This window comes from Achromobacter sp. 46006 (assembly GCF_059761975.1).
In genome coordinates, this window is sequence record NZ_JCBANN010000008.1 from 120,190 (window position 1) to 136,121 (window position 15,932).

Below are 15,932 nucleotides of genomic sequence, written 5' to 3' on the forward strand. Positions count from 1 at the left end.
TTTCCGCCATGCACATCCTTTTTGCCTGTCCCCTGCACGACCCCGATGTCTGGGTCCCGCGCCTGGAAGCCGCCATGCCCGGCTGCCGCATTTCCGTCTGGAATCCCGATGGCCCGCCTTCCGGCGCCGAGGTTGCACTGGTATGGAAGCCGCCGGCCGCGCTGTTCCATCACGAGACGCGCATCGACACCCTGTTCAACCTGGGCGCGGGCGTGGATGCCCTGCTCAAGATGCCCGAGATTCCGCCGCACGTGCGCATTGTCCGTCTCGAAGACGCCGGCATGTCGGTGCAGATGGCCGAATACGCGCTTTACGCGCTGCTGCGCGTGTCACGCGATTTCCAGGCCTTCGATGAATCGCAGGCGCGCCAGCATTGGGATACGCGCGAAGGCACCCGCCAGGTCGATTGGCCGGTGGGCGTGCTGGGCCTGGGCCAGGTCGGCGCGCGTGTGGCGCAGACGCTGGCCGAATTCGGCTATCCGGTCGCTGGCTGGTCGCGCAGTCCGCGCGAAATTCCCGGCGTGGAGTCCTTTTCCGGCCAGGACGCGCTGCCAGCGTTCCTGGCGCGCACCCGTTTCCTGGTGAATGTGCTGCCGCTCACGCCCGACACGCTCGGCATCCTCAATCGCGATACGCTCGGGCAACTGTTGCCCGAGGCGCATCTGGTCAACGTCGGCCGTGGTGAGCACCTGGTCGAGGAAGACCTGGTGCAGATGCTGGAAGAAGGGGAAATCGCCGGCGCGACGCTGGATGTGTTCCACACCGAACCGCTGCCCAAGGACCATCCCTTCTGGCGCGATCCGCGCGTGCACGTCACCCCGCATATTGCCGCCCGCACGCTGCGCGACGAGAGCATCGAGCAGATTGCCGGCAAGGTCGCGCGGCTGATGCGCGGCGAGCCGATCACCGGCGTGGTCGAGCGCACGCGCGGCTACTGAGCGGCGGTGGCGCCTGGCTTCTCCAGCCGCTGGTAGGTGGGCGGCAGGCGCTGCGACAGGAAATCCAGCAGGGTGCGCACAGCGGGCATCATGCCGCGGCGCGACGGATAGATGCAGTGGACGATGCCTTCCGGTGATTGCCATTGCGGCAGCACCGGCACCAACTGGCCGCGGCGCAGCTCCTCCTGGGTCGCGATCGATGGCAGCAGGGCGATGCCGCGGCCGCGCACGGCGGCTTCCACCAGCACGATGAAGTCGTTGCACGACAGTTGCGGCTTCAATTCGATCTGCACCTCTTCGCCCTTGTCGTTGCGCAGCGGCCAACGTACTTCGTTCTGCGGGTCGCTGAAGCTGAGGGTGGTATGCGAGGCCAGATCCTGCGGCGTGTCAGGCGCGCCGTGGCGCTGGATATAGCCGGGGCTGGCCACCAGCGTGCCGCGTGCCGTGCCCAGGTGGCGCACGACCAGTTCGGCATCGGTATCGAGTTTGGTCCGCACGCGCAGGGCCAGATCCACGCCTTCGCGGATCAGGTCCACGCGCCGGTTGGTCACCAGCAACTGCACCGAAATGGCCGGCCAGGCATCCAGGAATTCCGGCAGCAACGGCGCCAGCACGTCCTGCGCGATCGACACCGGACAACTGACCACCACCGGACCGGCAGGCTCGGCCTGCAACTGGCGCATTGCATCATCGGCCGCGCGCGCCGAAGCGGCGATCTCGCGGCAGTAATGCAGATAGCGCTCGCCCGCGGCCGTCAGCCGCAGGCGCCGGGTGGTGCGTTGCAGGAGCCGCACGCCCAGGCTTTCCTCCAGGTGCGAAATGCGGCGCGAAAGGCGTGATTTGGGGATGTCCAGGGCCCGCGCCGCGGCGCTGAAACCGCCTTGCTCGACGACTTGGCAAAAGTAATAGAGGTCGTTTAGATCTTGCATGATTGTTCTATGCCTGGAACGTATAGTTCATCATACCCGGGTTTATGCGATCAATTAAGCGATCTACAGTGACGTCATGCATTCAGGACCCGCGCTTTCGCGGTCCGCACTGGAGATCACGTTATGAAGACCCTTGTCATCCTGTCCTCGATTCTCGGCAGCCGCTCGCACAGCAAGGAACTGGCCGATCACATGGTCGCCCGCATCAAGCAGGCCGATCCCGCTGCCGCCATCATCACCCGCGATATCGGCGCCGAACCGCTGCCGTATTTCGATGGCGAGACCGCCGGCGCCCTGTTCACGCCCGCCGACGCCCGCACCCTGGATCAGCAACGCATCGTCGAACGCAGCGACGCCCTGGTGGCGGAGCTGCTGCAGGCCGATCGCATCGTGTTCGCGGTGCCGGTCTACAACTTCAACCTGCCGGCCCAGTTCAAGACCTACCTGGACCACGTGGCCCGCGCCGGCGTCACGTTCCGTTATACGCCGGAAGGCGTGGCCGAGGGCCTGGTGAAGGGTAAGCAGGTGTTCGTGTTGACGGCGCGCGGTGGCAAGGCCGAAGGCACGCCGAACGACACCATGACACCCTATCTGCGGCAGATGCTCGGTTTCCTGGGCATGAACGAGGTCACCTTCATCGCGGCCGAGGGGATGGCGATGGGCGAAGTCGCGGCCCTCGAAGGCGTGGCGCTGGCGCGCCAGCGCATCGATGCGCTTGACCTTGCGCCGGGGCGCGTCGCCCTGCAGGCGGCTTGACCCAATGAAAAGCGGCCCCGAGGGGCCGCCTTTTTCATGCCGGGCTGCTGGTCAATCGCGCAGGCGCTTGATCAGGCTGGATGTATCCCAGCGTCCGCCGCCCATTTTCTGCACGTCACCATAGAACTGGTCCACCAGCGCCGTCAGTGGCAGCCGGGCGCCGTTGTGGCGCGCCTCGGCCAGCACCAGGCCGAGATCCTTGCGCATCCAGTCCACCGCGAAGCCGAAGTCGAACTTGTCGTCGACCATGGTGCCGCCGCGGTTTTCCATCTGCCAACTCTGCGCCGCGCCCTTGCTGATTACGTCCAGCACCAGCTTCATGTCGAGGTCGGCGGCCTGGCCGAACGCCACGGCTTCGGACAAGCCCTGCACGATGCCGGCGATACAGATCTGGTTGACCATCTTGGCCAGTTGTCCGGCTCCCGGCGGGCCCACGCGCGTCACGGCGCGGCCGAAGGCCTGCGCCACCGGCTTGACCGCATCGAACACCGCCTGTTCGCCGCCGCACATGATCGTCAGCACGCCGTTGACCGCGCCGGCCTGGCCGCCGGACACCGGCGCGTCGATGAAATTCAGGCCGAGGTCCTTGGCTTGCGCGTAGAGCTCGCGGGCCACGTCGGCCGAGGCGGTGGTGTGGTCCACGAACACCGCGCCTGGCGCCATGCCGGCGAACGCGCCATCGGGGCCCAACGTCACGCTGCGCAGGTCATCGTCGTTGCCGACGCAGGCAAACACGATCTGCGCACCGGCCACGGCCTCGCGCGGGGTCACTGCGCTGCGGCCGCCGAACTCGGCGGCCCAGGCCTGCGCCTTGGAGGGCGTGCGGTTGTAGACGGTGACGTCGTGCCCGGCGCTGGCCAGGTGGCCAGCCATGGGCAGGCCCATCACGCCCAGGCCGAGGAATGCGACTTTCTGGGCCACGACTGCGTCGTAGCTCTTGGTACCGATCGATGCCATGCAGGGGACTCCGCTGTGGAAAGGAAAACCTGAGGCAGTAACCTTAACGCAATCAAAAGCCGGCGGCGAGTCCGTCGCGGCGGCTGTCGCTGGCGCTGACGTAGCCATCCACCGCCGGATCGCCCAGGCGCCAGATGAACTGGCCGGAACCGAAGTCCATGTACGGGTCATCGAGGCCTTCGAGCACGTGGCCGCGGGCGCGCAGGCCTTGCGCCACGGCGGCGGACATCGAGGCCTCCACATCCACCGCCAGCCCCTGGTTCCATTTCCAGCGCGGCGCGTCGCAAGCGGCCTGCGGCTGCTGGCCGTAGTCGAGCATGCGCACCAGCGCCTGTACCTGGCCTTGCGGCTGCATGTTGCCGCCCATTACGCCGAAGCTCATCACCGGCGCGCCGTCGCGCATCAGGAAAGCCGGGATGATGGTATGGAAGGGGCGCTTGCCACCCGCCACCGCGTTGGGGTGGTCGGCTGCGGTGCTGAAGCAATGGCCGCGGTTCTGCAGGCTGACGCCGGTGCCCGGCACCACCACGCCCGAGCCGAACCCCATGTAGTTCGATTGGATGAAGCTGACCATCATGCCGCTGCGGTCGGCGGCGGTCAGGTAGACCGTGCCGCCCTGCGGCGCATGGCCGCAGGCGAATGCCTGCGCGACATTGGGATCGATCAGCCGCGCGCGGTCGGCCAGGTAGTCGGCCCGCAGCATCTGTTCGGGCGTCACGCGCATGTGGCGCGCATCGGCGACGTGCGCATAGACGTCGGCGAAGGCCAGCTTCATGGCTTCGAGCAGCAGGTGCTGGGTGTCGGCATGATCGATCGGCCGCGCCGCCAGGTCGAAGTTCTGCAGGATGCCGAGCGCGATGAGGGCGGCGATGCCCTGGCCGTTCGGCGGAATCTGGTGCAGGGTATGGCCGCGATACGCCTGGCTGACGGGCGTCACCCATTCCGGCGCGAAATCGCGCAGGTCGGCCAGCGTCATGGCGGCCTCGTGGGCTTGCGCATGGGCCACCAGCTTGTGGGCCGTTTCGCCTTCGTAGAAATCGCGGCCGCCGCTGGCGGCGATGCGTTTGAGTGTTGCCGCGGCGCCATTCAGCGTGAAGTGCTCGCCGATGTGCGGCGCCCGGCCCCGCGGCAGGAAGTGTTCGGCGAAACCGGGTTGCGGCTGCAGCACGTCGGCCTGTGCGGCCCACTTCTGGTGCACCATGGGGCTGACGGCGAAGCCGCGCTCTGCATAGTCGATGGCGGGCGCCAGCACGTCGGCGAACGACAGGCGGCCCAGCTTTTCATGCAGCGCCGCCCAGCCGGCCACGCAGCCCGGCACCGTGACGCTGTCCCAACCGCGGGTCGGGATCACGCCCTGGTGCTTGCGGCGGAAGTACTCCAGGTTCCAGGCCGCGGGCGCCGGGCCCGATGCGTTCAGGCCATGCAGCTTGGAGCCGTCCCAGACGATGGCGAAGCAATCCGATCCCAGGCCGTTGCTGACAGGTTCGGTCAGCGTCAGCGTCGCGGCGGCGGCGATGGCCGCATCCACCGCGTTGCCGCCACCGGCCAGCACGCGCAGCCCGGCCTGCGCCGCCAGCGGCTGCGAAGTGGCCACGATATTGCGGGCGAAGACCGGCGTACGCGTTGTGGGATAGGGGTTGTTCCAGTCGAAATTCATCTCGAATCATCGCGTGGGGTAAACCCGTAGCTTAACGTAGATGCCGACGCTTGCGCGCACACCTTGTAGTGCGTTGTAGTGGTTTGTTTCCTGTGGCGCCGCGCTTCCAGGGGCAAGCAGGTCCACGTGCCCAAAGAAAAACCCCCGGCCGGGGCCGGGGGTTCGGGCAGGGTGGGCTGGCCGCCGCGCGATGCAGCGGCGCCGGCCTCAATCCTCTTCGACGAAAGTCTCTTCGCGCTTCTTGCGGATCGCCGGCAGGGCCACCAGGATCACCAGGAAGGCCGCCACGGCCAGCAGCGAGGCCGACAGCGGGCGCGTCACGAAGGTGCTGAAGTCGCCACGCGACAGCAGCAGGGCGCGCCGGAAGTTTTCTTCCATCATGGGGCCGAGCACCAGGCCGAGCAGCAGCGGAGCGCCTTCGCACTTCAGCTTCGACCAGATATAGCCGATGATGCCGAAAATGGCGGTCGTGAAGATGTCGAACGTGTTGTAGTTCAACGAATACACCCCAATGGTGCAGAACACCAGGATCGCCGGGAACAGGATGCGGTAGGGCACCTTCAGCAGCTTGACCCACAGGCCGATCAGCGGCAGGTTCAGCACCACCAGCATCAGGTTGCCGATCCACATCGACGCGATCAGGCCCCAGAACAGCTCGGGGTGGCTCGACATGACCTGCGGGCCGGGCTGGATGTTGTGGATCGTCATCGCGCCGACCATCAGGGCCATCACGGCGTTGCCCGGGATGCCCAGGGTCAGCAGCGGGATGAACGAGGTCTGCGCGGCCGCATTGTTGGCCGATTCCGGGCCCGCCAGGCCGGCCGGATGGCCCTTGCCGAAGCGTTCCGGATTCTTCGAGATCTTCTTTTCCAGCGTGTACGACGCGAACGACGACAGCACCGCGCCACCGCCCGGCAGGATGCCCAGGGCCGAACCCAGGGCCGTGCCACGCAGCACGGCGGGCGCGGATTCCTTGAATTCCTGCTTGTTCGGGTACAGCGAACCGATCTTGTCGGTGATGTCGACGCGGTTTTCCTTCTGCTCCAGGTTGGTCATGATTTCGGCGAAGCCGAACACTCCCATGGCCACGATGGCGAAGTCGATGCCGTCCTGCAGTTCCGGAATGCCGAAGTCGAAGCGGGCCACGCCCGAGTTGACGTCGGTGCCGACCATGCCCAGCAACAGGCCCAGGATGATCATCGCGATTGCCTTGGGCAGCGAGCCCGAGGCCAGCACCACGGCGCCGACCAGGCCCAGGCACATCAGCGAGAAATATTCGGCGGGACCGAACTTGAACGCGACTTCAGCCAGCGGGGGCGCAAAGGCGGCCAACAGCAGCGTGGCCACGCAACCGGCGAAGAACGAACCCAGCGCGGCGATGGCCAGCGCGGCGCCGGCGCGGCCATTGCGCGCCATCTGGTGACCGTCCAGCACAGTCACGACCGCCGAGGTTTCCCCTGGCAGTGCCACCAGGATGGCGGTGGTGGAGCCGCCGTACTGGGCGCCGTAATAGATGCCTGCCAGCATGATCAGGCCGGCCACCGGGGGCAGCACGTACGTGATCGGCAGCAGCATTGCAATGGTCGGCACCGGGCCGATCCCCGGCAGCACGCCGATCAGCGTGCCCAGGATGCAGCCCAGCAGGGCGTAGAGCAGGTTCTCGGGCGTGAACGCCACCGAGAAACCCATCATCAGGTGATCAATCAATTCCATGGCCGCTTGCTCCTCAATTCATGCCCAGAAACGACGGCCACAGCGGGAAAATCAGCCCCAGCCCCTTGACGAACGCCAGATACGAGAACACCACCAGGAAGATGCCGTTGGCGACAGCGACCTTCAGGTTGAACTCATGACTGGCCAGGCTGCTGATGACGACCAGCAGGAACACCGAGATATAGATACCCAGCAGTTTCAGGACCAGGCCATAGAACACCACCGAGCCGACCACCAGCGCGACGATGCGCCAGTCGAACTTGTCGACGTGGGTTTCCTGGGCCTTCTTCGACATCGAGCCAAGCAGCACGATGGCACCCAGCAATGCGAGAACGATGCCCAGCCAGAAAGGAAAATACCCGGGGCCCATCCGGGCAGCAGTACCCATTTGGTAGCTGCTGGCTTGCCAGGCGAATCCCAGTCCGAGGGCGATGAACATCACCCCCGACCAGAAGTCCTGTCGATTGCGTAGCTGCATGATTGGTTGGCTCCTGTTTACAGCATGTAGATAAAAAGGGTTTTGTGGTCCGCCGTTCTCGCCGAGAGCCGAGTGACAGGCACAAAAAAGGCACGTCGGGGTGCCCTTGGTTTTATGAAAGCGTTGTCGAGGCTTCTTGAAAGGCCGAATGGTAATGGACGCCTGCAGCGATGCAAACCCTGTAAGCTAGGTGAAAGCCTGGGGTTTTCCCTAAAATTGGGGAACTCCCGATCCCGAGTTGTAACCGGGTGAGCTGATTGAGGGTTTTTTGAAAGCTAAGTGAAAGTTGATAGAAAGAAATGCGAAAGCGGTCTGGTTCGACCGCCGCGATGCGCCGCGCGGGGACTTTTCTAGTGTGGCCTGATCGGGTATGTTGCCGGCCGCTGGCATAAGTCCGCATTTCCTACTGAATATTGCCGTGTTTCTCACCTTGCGTGAAGAGGCCCGATTCTCCACTGGATGGTTTACGATAGCGCCCATGCTGCAAGACCTAGACCAACTCGCCGCCCGTATCGGGCAACTGGTGCAACGCACCCGGCAACTGCATGCCGAGCGTGACGCATTGCGCGCGCGCCTGAATGAATCAGAAGCCGAGCAGCGCGTGCTCAAGCAACGCGCCAGCGAGCGCGATGCCGACATCGCCGCGCTGCAAAGCAAACTGCAGGACAACGACGGCGCCGTCACCGCGATGCTGGAGCAGGCGCAGAAGGCCGAAGCGGCCCTGCGCGAACAGCTCGCTCGCGAAGCCGCCGAGCGCCAGTCGCTCGAGGCCCGGTTCTCCTCCCGCGAAACCGAACTGCAGGGCAACCTGCAGCGCCGCGACACCGAACTACAGCGCCTGCGTGTGGCCGCCGCCGCGGCCCGCGAGCGCATCGACGCCGTCCTGGCCCGTCTGCCAGGTGCGCCGTCCGGAGAGCAACACTGATGGAACGCGTAGATGTAACGATCCTCGGGCGCGACTACTCGCTGGCGTGCTCGGCCGAGGAAAAGCCCACGCTGCTGGCGGCCGTGCGTCACGTCGACCAGCTCATGCTGCGTATCCAGGGTACCGGCAAGGTCTCCAGCAACGAACGCATCGCCGTGATGGCCGCGTTGCAGGTGGCTGGCGAGCTGCTCGCCATGAAGGCGCCCGATGGTCCGCTGGGTGGTTTGGCGGTCGGCGACTTCAAGCGTAGAATCGAGGACATGAACGCAGTCCTCGACGACGCCCTCTCAGGGCAAGAAAAGCTGCTCTGACGTTCATCAGCGGTTTTCATCCAGATTTTCAGTTTGTCCCTGCCGTGTCCGTGACCTGGCCATACATTCTCTGAACCTATGTCTTATGGCATATTGGTTGCGGGAGTGCAGAGCTGGAGCGATTGTCTCTCGTAGACGAACCCGACGCTCTTCGGAACGCGACCACCTTGAACCTCAGGGTTCGAGATGCCGGCCTTGACGGCACAGGCGGGGCATCTATCCCAGCGGGCCTGCCACGAGCGCAGGTCCGCGTCGGGCATCTCCCCATCGTCCTCCCTCATAGGACCCGTCCATGTCGAAATCCCCCATTTTTTCGCTGACCAGACTTGGCGCGGCATGCGCAGCCGTGGCCGCCCTTTCCTTGGCGCAGCCGGCCTTCGCGCAGGCGCCGACGCCGGCTCCCGCCGCGGCGGAGGCCACCGCCAACCGGTCGCCGGAATTGACCCTGCAAGCCACCGCCTCGTCCGAGGTCAAGCAGGACACGGTCCGCATCTCGCTGTCGGCCGAAACCGAAGCGGCGGACCAGCCCACCGCCGGCAAGAAGCTGACCGAGATGCTGGACGACGCGGTCAAGCGCGCGCGCGATACCAAGGGTGTCGAGGTACGCACCGGCGGCTTCAACGTCTGGCCCAATTCGACCAGCAGCAGCAAGAGCAAGGGCGGCACCTCCTGGCGTGGCCAGGGCGAGATCATTCTGGAATCGAAAGACTTTGCGGCAGCCGCCGCGCTGGCGTCGAAATTGTCCGACAAGACCGCCATTTCCAACATCAGCTTCTCGCTGTCGCGCGAAGTGCGCGAGGCCGAAGAGCGCAAGCTGCTCAAGGAAGCCGCGCAGGCCTTCAAGGATCGCGCGCTGGCCGCGGCCAATGCCTTCGGCTTCTCGGGCTACCGCCTGAGCAAACTCGAATTGGGCGGCGCAGGGGGCGTCACGCCCATGCCGCGCATGATGGGCGCGATGGCCAAGGGCGCCTCCGGCGGCGCCGGCTACAGCGCGGACGTCCCCCTGGAAGCGGGAGACGTCACGGTCAGCATCTCGGTCAACGGGACGATCGTTTTGCAGTAAGCACGAACATGATGGCGCCCAGGGCGACCATCGGCAGGGACAGCCACTGCCCCATGCTCAGCCCGCCCGCGAGCAGTCCCAGGAAATTGTCCGGCTCGCGGGTGAATTCCACCAGGAAACGGAAGGTTCCGTAGCCCATCAGGAATACCGCGCTCACCTGGCCCAGGGGGCGCGGCTTGCTCGAGAACCACCACATCAGCGCGAACAGCACGATGCCTTCCAGTCCCAGCTCATAGAGCTGGGACGGGTGGCGCGGGATGCCGTCGCCGCTGCTCGGGAACACCATCGCCCACGGCACGTCGGTCGGGCGGCCCCACAGTTCGCCGTTGATGAAGTTGCCCAGGCGGCCAAAGCCCAGGCCCAGGGGGATCAGCGGCGCGATGAAATCGCTGATCGCGAAGAAGGGCAGGCCCTTCTTGCGGGCGAACAGCAGCATCACCACGATCACGCCGATCAGCCCGCCGTGGAACGACATGCCGCCTTCCCACAGGTACAGCACTTCCAGCGGATGCGCCAGGTAATAGCCTGGCTTGTAGAACAGCACGTAACCCAGCCGCCCGCCCAGCACCACGCCCAGCACGCTGTAGAAGATCAGGTCTTCCAGGTCGCGCACGTTCAGGGACGTGGTGTGGCCTCGCGTGATGCGGCGGCGGCCCAGCAGGTACACCAGGGCGAAGCCCACCAGGTACATCAGCCCGTACCAGTGGATGGACAAAGGCCCGATCTGCAGGGCAATGGGGTCGAATTTTGGATATTGCAGCATGTTCCGCCCGACACAATGAAGTTGAATGATAATAACCGGCGAGCCCTGCGGTAGATCCGCGCCCTGATGGCCGACAGGAGACAACAGACCATGTCGCACAACGAACGTTCCCGCCATATCACGCACGGCGTCGCCCGGGCTCCCAATCGCGCCATGTATTACGCGCTGGGGTACCAGGAAGCCGACTTCGACAATCCCATGATCGGGGTGGCCAATGGCCATTCGACCATCACGCCGTGCAACAGCGGCCTGCAGCGCCTGGCCGACGCCGCCATCGAGGCTATCCGTGGCGCCAAGGCCAATCCGCAAGTGTTCGGCACCCCCACCATTTCCGACGGCATGTCCATGGGCACCGAGGGCATGAAGTACTCCCTGGTGTCGCGCGAAGTCATCGCCGACTGTATCGAGACCGCTGCGCAGGGACAATGGATGGACGGCGTGGTGGTCATCGGCGGCTGCGACAAGAACATGCCGGGCGGCATGATCGCGCTGGCGCGTATGAACGTGCCGGGCATCTACGTCTACGGCGGCACCATCAAGCCGGGGCGCTACCAGGGCAAGGACCTGACCATTGTTTCGGTATTCGAGGCCGTCGGCGAATACACCATGGGCCGCATGGCGGAGGCCGATTTCAAGCAGATCGAAAAATGCGCCATTCCCGGCTCGGGATCGTGTGGCGGCATGTACACCGCCAACACCATGAGCTCGGCCTTCGAGGCCATGGGCGTGAGCCTGCCGTATTCCAGCACCATGGCCAACGAGGACGACGAGAAAGTCGCCTCCGCGGCCGAATCGGCCCGGGTATTGGTGGAGGCGGTCAGGCTTGGCCTGCGCCCGCGCGACATCATCACGCGGGAGTCCATCGAAAACGCCGTTGCCGTCATCATGGCGACTGGCGGATCGACCAACGCCGTGCTGCATTTCCTGGCCATCGCCCACGCCGCCGAGGTGCCGTGGACCATCGACGACTTCGAACGCATCCGCCAGCGCGTGCCGGTATTGTGCGACCTCAAGCCGTCCGGCAAGTACGTGGCCACCGACCTGCACCGCGCCGGCGGCATCCCGCAGGTCATGAAGCTGCTGCTCAACGCCGGCCTGCTGCACGGTGATTGCGTCACCATTACCGGACAGACCGTGGCGCAATCGCTGGCCGACGTGCCCGACGCCCCGCGTGCGGACCAGGACGTGATCATGCCGCTGGATCGCGCCCTCTATCCGCAGGGTCATCTGGCGATCCTCAAGGGCAATCTCTCACCCGAGGGATGCGTGGCCAAGATCACCGGCCTGAAGAACCCGGTGATCACGGGGCCGGCGCGGGTGTTCGACTCCGAGGATGACGCCATGGCCGCCATTATGGCGCGCCAGATCCGCGATGGCGATGTCGTGGTGATCCGCTACGAAGGCCCCAAGGGCGGGCCCGGCATGCGCGAAATGCTGGCGCCGACTTCGGCCCTGGTGGGGCAGGGGCTGGGCGAAACCGTGGGCCTCATCACTGATGGCCGCTTTTCCGGCGGTACCTGGGGCATGGTGGTGGGCCATGTGGCCCCAGAGGCCTTCGTGGGCGGCCCGATCGCGCTGATCCGCGAGGGCGATTCGGTTACCATCGATGCCCACAAGCTGCTGTTGCAGCTCAACATCAGCGACGATGAAATGGCGGCTCGTCGCCAGGCCTGGGTCCAGCCCGAGCCGCGTTATACACGCGGTGTGCTTGCCAAGTTCGGCAAGCTCGCCAGCACCGCGAGCCGTGGGGCAGTAACCGATGCATTTGATACGTAGTCTGTTGGCGGTCGCCGCCAGCCTGTTGGCCGCTGGCGCGGCGCAAGGGCAAACCACCGGCCTGGATCTGGCCAAGAGCAAGGCCTGCATGGCCTGTCACCAGGTCGACGTAAAGCGCGTCGGTCCGCCTTTGGCCAGCGTGGCCGAGCGCTACGCCGGACAGGGCGATGCCATAGTGGATTACCTGGCGGGAAAGATCCGCAGCGGAGGCCGTGGCACCTGGGGCGCGGTGCCGATGCCGGCGCAAACCCATGTCAGTCCGGAAGATGCCCGCCTGCTGGCCGAGTGGATACTGTCGCTGGCGCCGGCGAAGAAGTAGTCTTATCGTCTCTGGAAAGTTTCAGGAAAGGAATGGTAATGGTAGAGCAACCCTCCCCGGGCAATGAGGTCGCCGTTCTCGGCGGCGGCTGTTTCTGGTGCGTCGAGGCGGTCTTCACCGATCTGCGCGGCGTCAAAAGCGTGCTGCCCGGCTACAGCGGCGGACACGTCGACAACCCCAGCTACGAGCAGGTATGCGGCAAGGATACGGGCCACATCGAAGTGGCGCGCGTCGAGTTCGACCCGGCCGAGTTGTCTTACAGCGACCTGCTGCGCGTGTTCTTCGCCACCCACGACCCGACCACCCCGGGCCGGCAGGGCAATGACGTCGGCCCGCAATACGAGTCAGCCATTTTCTGGCAGAACGACACCCAGCGCGAACAGGCCGAGGCCGTCATCGCCGAGGTCGAGGCGCAGAAAGTCTACGACGCGCCCATCGTCACCAAGCTGCTGGCGCCCGCCCGCTTCTGGCAGGCCGAGGACTATCACCGCGATTATTTCGCGCTGCATCCCGAACAGGGCTATTGCCAGTTCGTGATCGCGCCCAAGGTCGCCAAGTTCCGCAAGCAATTCCAGGATCGCCTGAAGCAATAAGGCGGGCGAAAAAAAACCTCGCGCCAGGCGAGGTTTCAAAGCCAGCGCCGGGTACATGCGTACCGGCGCTGGCGGGGGATGCGGTCAGTCGACGGCCTTCACCACGCCGCGGCGCATCTGGTCCAGTTCGATGGATTCGAACAGCGCCTTGAAATTGCCTTCGCCGAAACCATCGTTGCCTTTGCGCTGGATGATCTCGAAAAAGATCGGGCCGATCTGGTTCTCGGTGAAGATCTGCAGCAACAGGCCGCCGCCGGGGGCGCCGTCCAGCAGGATGCGGTTCTTCTGCAGGCGTTGCACGTCCTCGCCATGGTTGGGCAGGCGGCGATCCAACAGTTCGTAGTAGGTTTCCGGCGTGTCCAGAAACACTACGCCGTTGGCGCGCAACGCCTCGACCGTGCCGTAGATATCCTCGGTGGCCATGGCGATGTGCTGGATGCCTTCACCACGGTACAGGTCCAGGTATTCCTGGATCTGGCCCTTCTCTTCGGTGCCTTCCTCGTTGATGGGAATGCGGATGTTGCCGCAAGGCGAGGTCATCGCCTTGGACTTCACGCCCGTCACCTTGCCTTCGATGTCGAAGTAGCGCACTTCGCGGAAGTTGAACAGGCGCTCGTAGAATTCCGACCACTCGGCCATGCGGCCCTTGTGCACGTTGTGCGTCAGGTGGTCCACCAGCGTCAGCCCGGCGCCGCGGTGGTGCAGGTCGGCCTGCGCGTTCTGGGGGTCCACCGGCACGAAGTCGACGTCATAGATGCTGATGTCGCCGATGCCGCCGTGGCCTTCCTTGCCGTTCCAGCGATCCACCAGGTAGATCAGCGAATCGCCGATGCCCTTGATGGCCGGGATGTTCAGTTCCATCGGGCCGCTGTGGGAGTCGAAACCCCACGCACCTAGCTCCAGCGCGCGCTTGTACGCAGCGGCCGCGTCCTGCACGCGAAAGCCGATCGCACAGATCGACGGGCCGTGCAGGCGGGCGAAGCGCTGCGCGAAGGAATCGGGTTCGGCGTTGATCAGGAAATTCACGCCGCCCTGGCGGTACAGCGTCACGTCCTTGTGGCGATGCTTGGCGATCGCCTTGAAGCCCAGCAGTTCGAACACCTTGCGCAGCGCGACGGGGTCCGGCGCGGCATATTCGATGAATTCGAACCCGGCGGTGCCCATCGGGTTGTCCCAGGGTTGGAAAGCGCTGCTCATAAGTCTGCTCCCTTGAGTCGTTGTAGAGGCGACTTGTCGTTCAAGTCTAGGATGAAGATTGTAGGAAGGAAAGGCAGGCAGACAATTGCAAACATGTCTCGAAAGGGGTGATGTTGAGCAATAATATTGCCCAAGATAAAAAATATAGGGCTAAAAATGTCTGACATAGAGCTGGATAGGACAGATATAAGGATCCTGGCCGAATTGCAACGCGATGGCCGCTTGAGTAACCAGGAACTGGCCGACCGCGTTTCGCTGTCGCCCAGTCCATGCTTGCGGCGAGTGCGGCGGCTGGAAGAGAAGGGTTTCATCAAGAAATACGTGGCGCTGATTGATGCCGGGAAGGTCGGGCTGGGCCTGCTTGCCTACGTCAACATCCGCCTGAACAAGCACAGCGGTTCCAGCCACGCGCCCATGAGCGATTTCGCCCGAGATGTCCAGCTCTGGCCCGAGGTTGTCGAGTGCTACGCCATGTCCGGCGACATGGACTACCTGCTGCGCATCCAGGTTGCCGACCTGGCGCATTTCTCCAAGTTCGCCATGGACACCTTGATGCGACATCCCGCCGTGGTGGACATGCGCTCGTTCTTTGCGCTCCAGCAGATCAAGGAAACGACGGAACTGAGGTTGTAGCGGAGCGGGATGCGTCCCCGTACATTTCGATCGTTCTATTCCCGTCCCTATCAGACCCTCCACATATAGGAGCCTGCACCTACTATATATAGAGATAGGAGAGCGTCGCGGTTGGCAGCGGGCCTCCCGCCCCTGGCGCCCTATATACATAGAGTGCCGTCAGGCAGAGGGCGAGGAAGTGGCGCCGAACACATGGGTGGTGGGTCGGTGGCAACGGAGACTTCTCTCTATGTGTAGAGCCGGGCAGGGACGCCTACCCAGAGTGGGGCGCTATCAGGCGCCGCTCGGCCGAAGGGGCGTCATAGGTGGAGCGGTTCCCGGCCCCCATATAGAGCAGATGGCGCGGAACCGGTGACTATTCCGTGACAAATGCGAGGTGCGTCCCCGGAAAACATCATCTTTCTGCAAAATGGTTGTCATGCCGACGTGACACGCCGAATTTCTGTGCTATAGTCTCGCTCCTTCGCAGTTCAAGCAGTTTGTTGGGCAGCGAGGCAAGGCAAGTGCAACGGATTTGGCGCCACGGCGACAGATCTGCCGCAGGGCAGCAAGGCGGTGAGTCAGCGATGATTCTCTCGAACCGGCGGTCGGCGAATTTTGCGTAAGTTGGTGCAAATCAGGCAGAAGCCAGTTGCACGATCTGCAAAAATTGTGCTATAGTCTTGGGCTTGGCTGGTGGCGGCGAATCAGGGTTTACCCGGTGGGGTGGTCTGAATGGCGTTGCAAGCCGACTGGGCGGTAACCAACCTCTGGGGCGATCCGGGGCTGCTGCGAAGTGAAGCGATTCACGAGGTGGTGGGGTTGCAAGATAGGGTGCAAATCAGGCAAAAGCCAGTTGCATAATCTGCAAAAGTTGTGTTATAGTTTCAGGCTTGGCAGTTACCGAAAACTTAGGGTTAACCCTGATATTTCGATAGCTGCTAA

The 15,932-nt window shown here is 64.2% G+C and carries 16 protein-coding genes and 1 other RNA gene; 10 read left to right on the forward strand and 7 right to left on the reverse strand.

The features are described from left to right. Positions 1 to 8: 8 nt before the first annotated feature. Positions 9 to 938: a 2-hydroxyacid dehydrogenase gene (locus AC6LKG_RS07105; RefSeq protein ID WP_498163681.1), complete on the forward strand. Its 930-nt coding sequence runs from the start codon at positions 9 to 11 to the stop codon at positions 936 to 938. On the opposite strand, the gene AC6LKG_RS07110 is transcribed toward AC6LKG_RS07105, so the two are convergent. After that, positions 932 to 1,867: a LysR family transcriptional regulator gene (locus AC6LKG_RS07110; protein ID WP_498163682.1), complete on the reverse strand. Its 936-nt coding sequence runs from the start codon at positions 1,865 to 1,867 to the stop codon at positions 932 to 934. The two genes, AC6LKG_RS07105 and AC6LKG_RS07110, sit on opposite strands and share 7 nt — an antisense overlap. Positions 1,868 to 1,990: 123 nt before the next feature. Between AC6LKG_RS07110 and AC6LKG_RS07115 the strand changes: the two genes are divergently transcribed. Next, positions 1,991 to 2,623: an FMN-dependent NADH-azoreductase gene (locus AC6LKG_RS07115; RefSeq protein ID WP_498163683.1), complete on the forward strand. Its 633-nt coding sequence runs from the start codon at positions 1,991 to 1,993 to the stop codon at positions 2,621 to 2,623. Between the two features lie 51 nt (positions 2,624 to 2,674). Here the strand turns inward: AC6LKG_RS07115 and AC6LKG_RS07120 are convergent, their stop codons facing one another. From AC6LKG_RS07120 to AC6LKG_RS07135, 4 genes are all read right to left on the reverse strand, one after another. Then, positions 2,675 to 3,580 (reverse strand): NAD(P)-dependent oxidoreductase, encoded by a 906-nt coding sequence (locus AC6LKG_RS07120; RefSeq protein ID WP_498163684.1) that lies wholly within the window; start codon positions 3,578 to 3,580, stop codon positions 2,675 to 2,677. A gap of 52 nt (positions 3,581 to 3,632) precedes the next feature. Further along, positions 3,633 to 5,237, reverse strand: coding sequence for a gamma-glutamyltransferase family protein (locus AC6LKG_RS07125; RefSeq protein WP_498163685.1), 1,605 nt, complete (start codon positions 5,235 to 5,237; stop codon positions 3,633 to 3,635). Positions 5,238 to 5,444: 207 nt separating this feature from the next. After that, positions 5,445 to 6,950, reverse strand: coding sequence for a tripartite tricarboxylate transporter permease (locus AC6LKG_RS07130; RefSeq protein WP_498163686.1), 1,506 nt, complete (start codon positions 6,948 to 6,950; stop codon positions 5,445 to 5,447). Positions 6,951 to 6,963: 13 nt separating this feature from the next. Then, on the reverse strand, positions 6,964 to 7,428 hold the full coding sequence (locus AC6LKG_RS07135) for a tripartite tricarboxylate transporter TctB family protein (protein ID WP_498163687.1): 465 nt from the start codon (positions 7,426 to 7,428) through the stop codon (positions 6,964 to 6,966). Between the two features lie 478 nt (positions 7,429 to 7,906). Between AC6LKG_RS07135 and AC6LKG_RS07140 the strand changes: the two genes are divergently transcribed. The 4 genes from AC6LKG_RS07140 to AC6LKG_RS07155 all read left to right on the forward strand — a co-directional run bounded on the left by AC6LKG_RS07140 (position 7,907) and on the right by AC6LKG_RS07155 (position 9,727). Then, entirely contained in the window at positions 7,907 to 8,353 is a 447-nt protein-coding gene (locus AC6LKG_RS07140) for a hypothetical protein (protein WP_498163688.1), read from the forward strand. Next, entirely contained in the window at positions 8,353 to 8,664 is a 312-nt protein-coding gene (locus AC6LKG_RS07145; RefSeq protein ID WP_006388757.1) for a cell division protein ZapA, read from the forward strand. Before AC6LKG_RS07140 ends, AC6LKG_RS07145 begins: the two co-directional genes overlap by 1 nt. A 33-nt stretch (positions 8,665 to 8,697) precedes the next feature. Further along, positions 8,698 to 8,882, forward strand: a non-coding RNA gene (gene ssrS / locus AC6LKG_RS07150) — 6S RNA. Between the two features lie 74 nt (positions 8,883 to 8,956). Then, on the forward strand, positions 8,957 to 9,727 hold the full coding sequence (locus tag AC6LKG_RS07155) for an SIMPL domain-containing protein (protein ID WP_498163689.1): 771 nt from the start codon (positions 8,957 to 8,959) through the stop codon (positions 9,725 to 9,727). Here AC6LKG_RS07155 and lgt read toward each other — a convergent pair. Continuing rightward, positions 9,702 to 10,490 carry a prolipoprotein diacylglyceryl transferase gene (lgt, locus tag AC6LKG_RS07160; RefSeq protein WP_498163690.1) on the reverse strand — a complete coding sequence of 263 codons (789 nt, stop codon included), beginning with the start codon at positions 10,488 to 10,490 and terminating at the stop codon, positions 9,702 to 9,704. The two genes, AC6LKG_RS07155 and lgt, sit on opposite strands and share 26 nt — an antisense overlap. Positions 10,491 to 10,580: 90 nt before the next feature. On the opposite strand from lgt, the gene ilvD reads away from it, so the two are divergent. From ilvD to msrA, 3 genes are read left to right on the forward strand one after another with little or no spacing between them, the layout of a single operon-like run. Further along, positions 10,581 to 12,266, forward strand: coding sequence for a dihydroxy-acid dehydratase (ilvD, locus tag AC6LKG_RS07165; protein ID WP_498163691.1), 1,686 nt, complete (start codon positions 10,581 to 10,583; stop codon positions 12,264 to 12,266). Further along, on the forward strand, positions 12,250 to 12,585 hold the full coding sequence (locus tag AC6LKG_RS07170; protein WP_498163692.1) for a c-type cytochrome: 336 nt from the start codon (positions 12,250 to 12,252) through the stop codon (positions 12,583 to 12,585). Before ilvD ends, AC6LKG_RS07170 begins: the two co-directional genes overlap by 17 nt. Positions 12,586 to 12,623: 38 nt before the next feature. Further along, a complete protein-coding gene (gene msrA / locus AC6LKG_RS07175; RefSeq protein ID WP_498163693.1) occupies positions 12,624 to 13,178 on the forward strand; it encodes a peptide-methionine (S)-S-oxide reductase MsrA in 555 nt (184 codons plus the stop codon). Positions 13,179 to 13,262: 84 nt separating this feature from the next. Here the strand turns inward: msrA and hppD are convergent, their stop codons facing one another. Beyond that, positions 13,263 to 14,375: a 4-hydroxyphenylpyruvate dioxygenase gene (gene hppD, locus AC6LKG_RS07180; RefSeq protein ID WP_498163694.1), complete on the reverse strand. Its 1,113-nt coding sequence runs from the start codon at positions 14,373 to 14,375 to the stop codon at positions 13,263 to 13,265. 156 nt (positions 14,376 to 14,531) lie between these two features. On the opposite strand from hppD, the gene AC6LKG_RS07185 reads away from it, so the two are divergent. Continuing rightward, on the forward strand, positions 14,532 to 15,008 hold the full coding sequence (locus AC6LKG_RS07185) for an Lrp/AsnC family transcriptional regulator (protein ID WP_498163695.1): 477 nt from the start codon (positions 14,532 to 14,534) through the stop codon (positions 15,006 to 15,008). Positions 15,009 to 15,932: the final 924 nt, after the last annotated feature.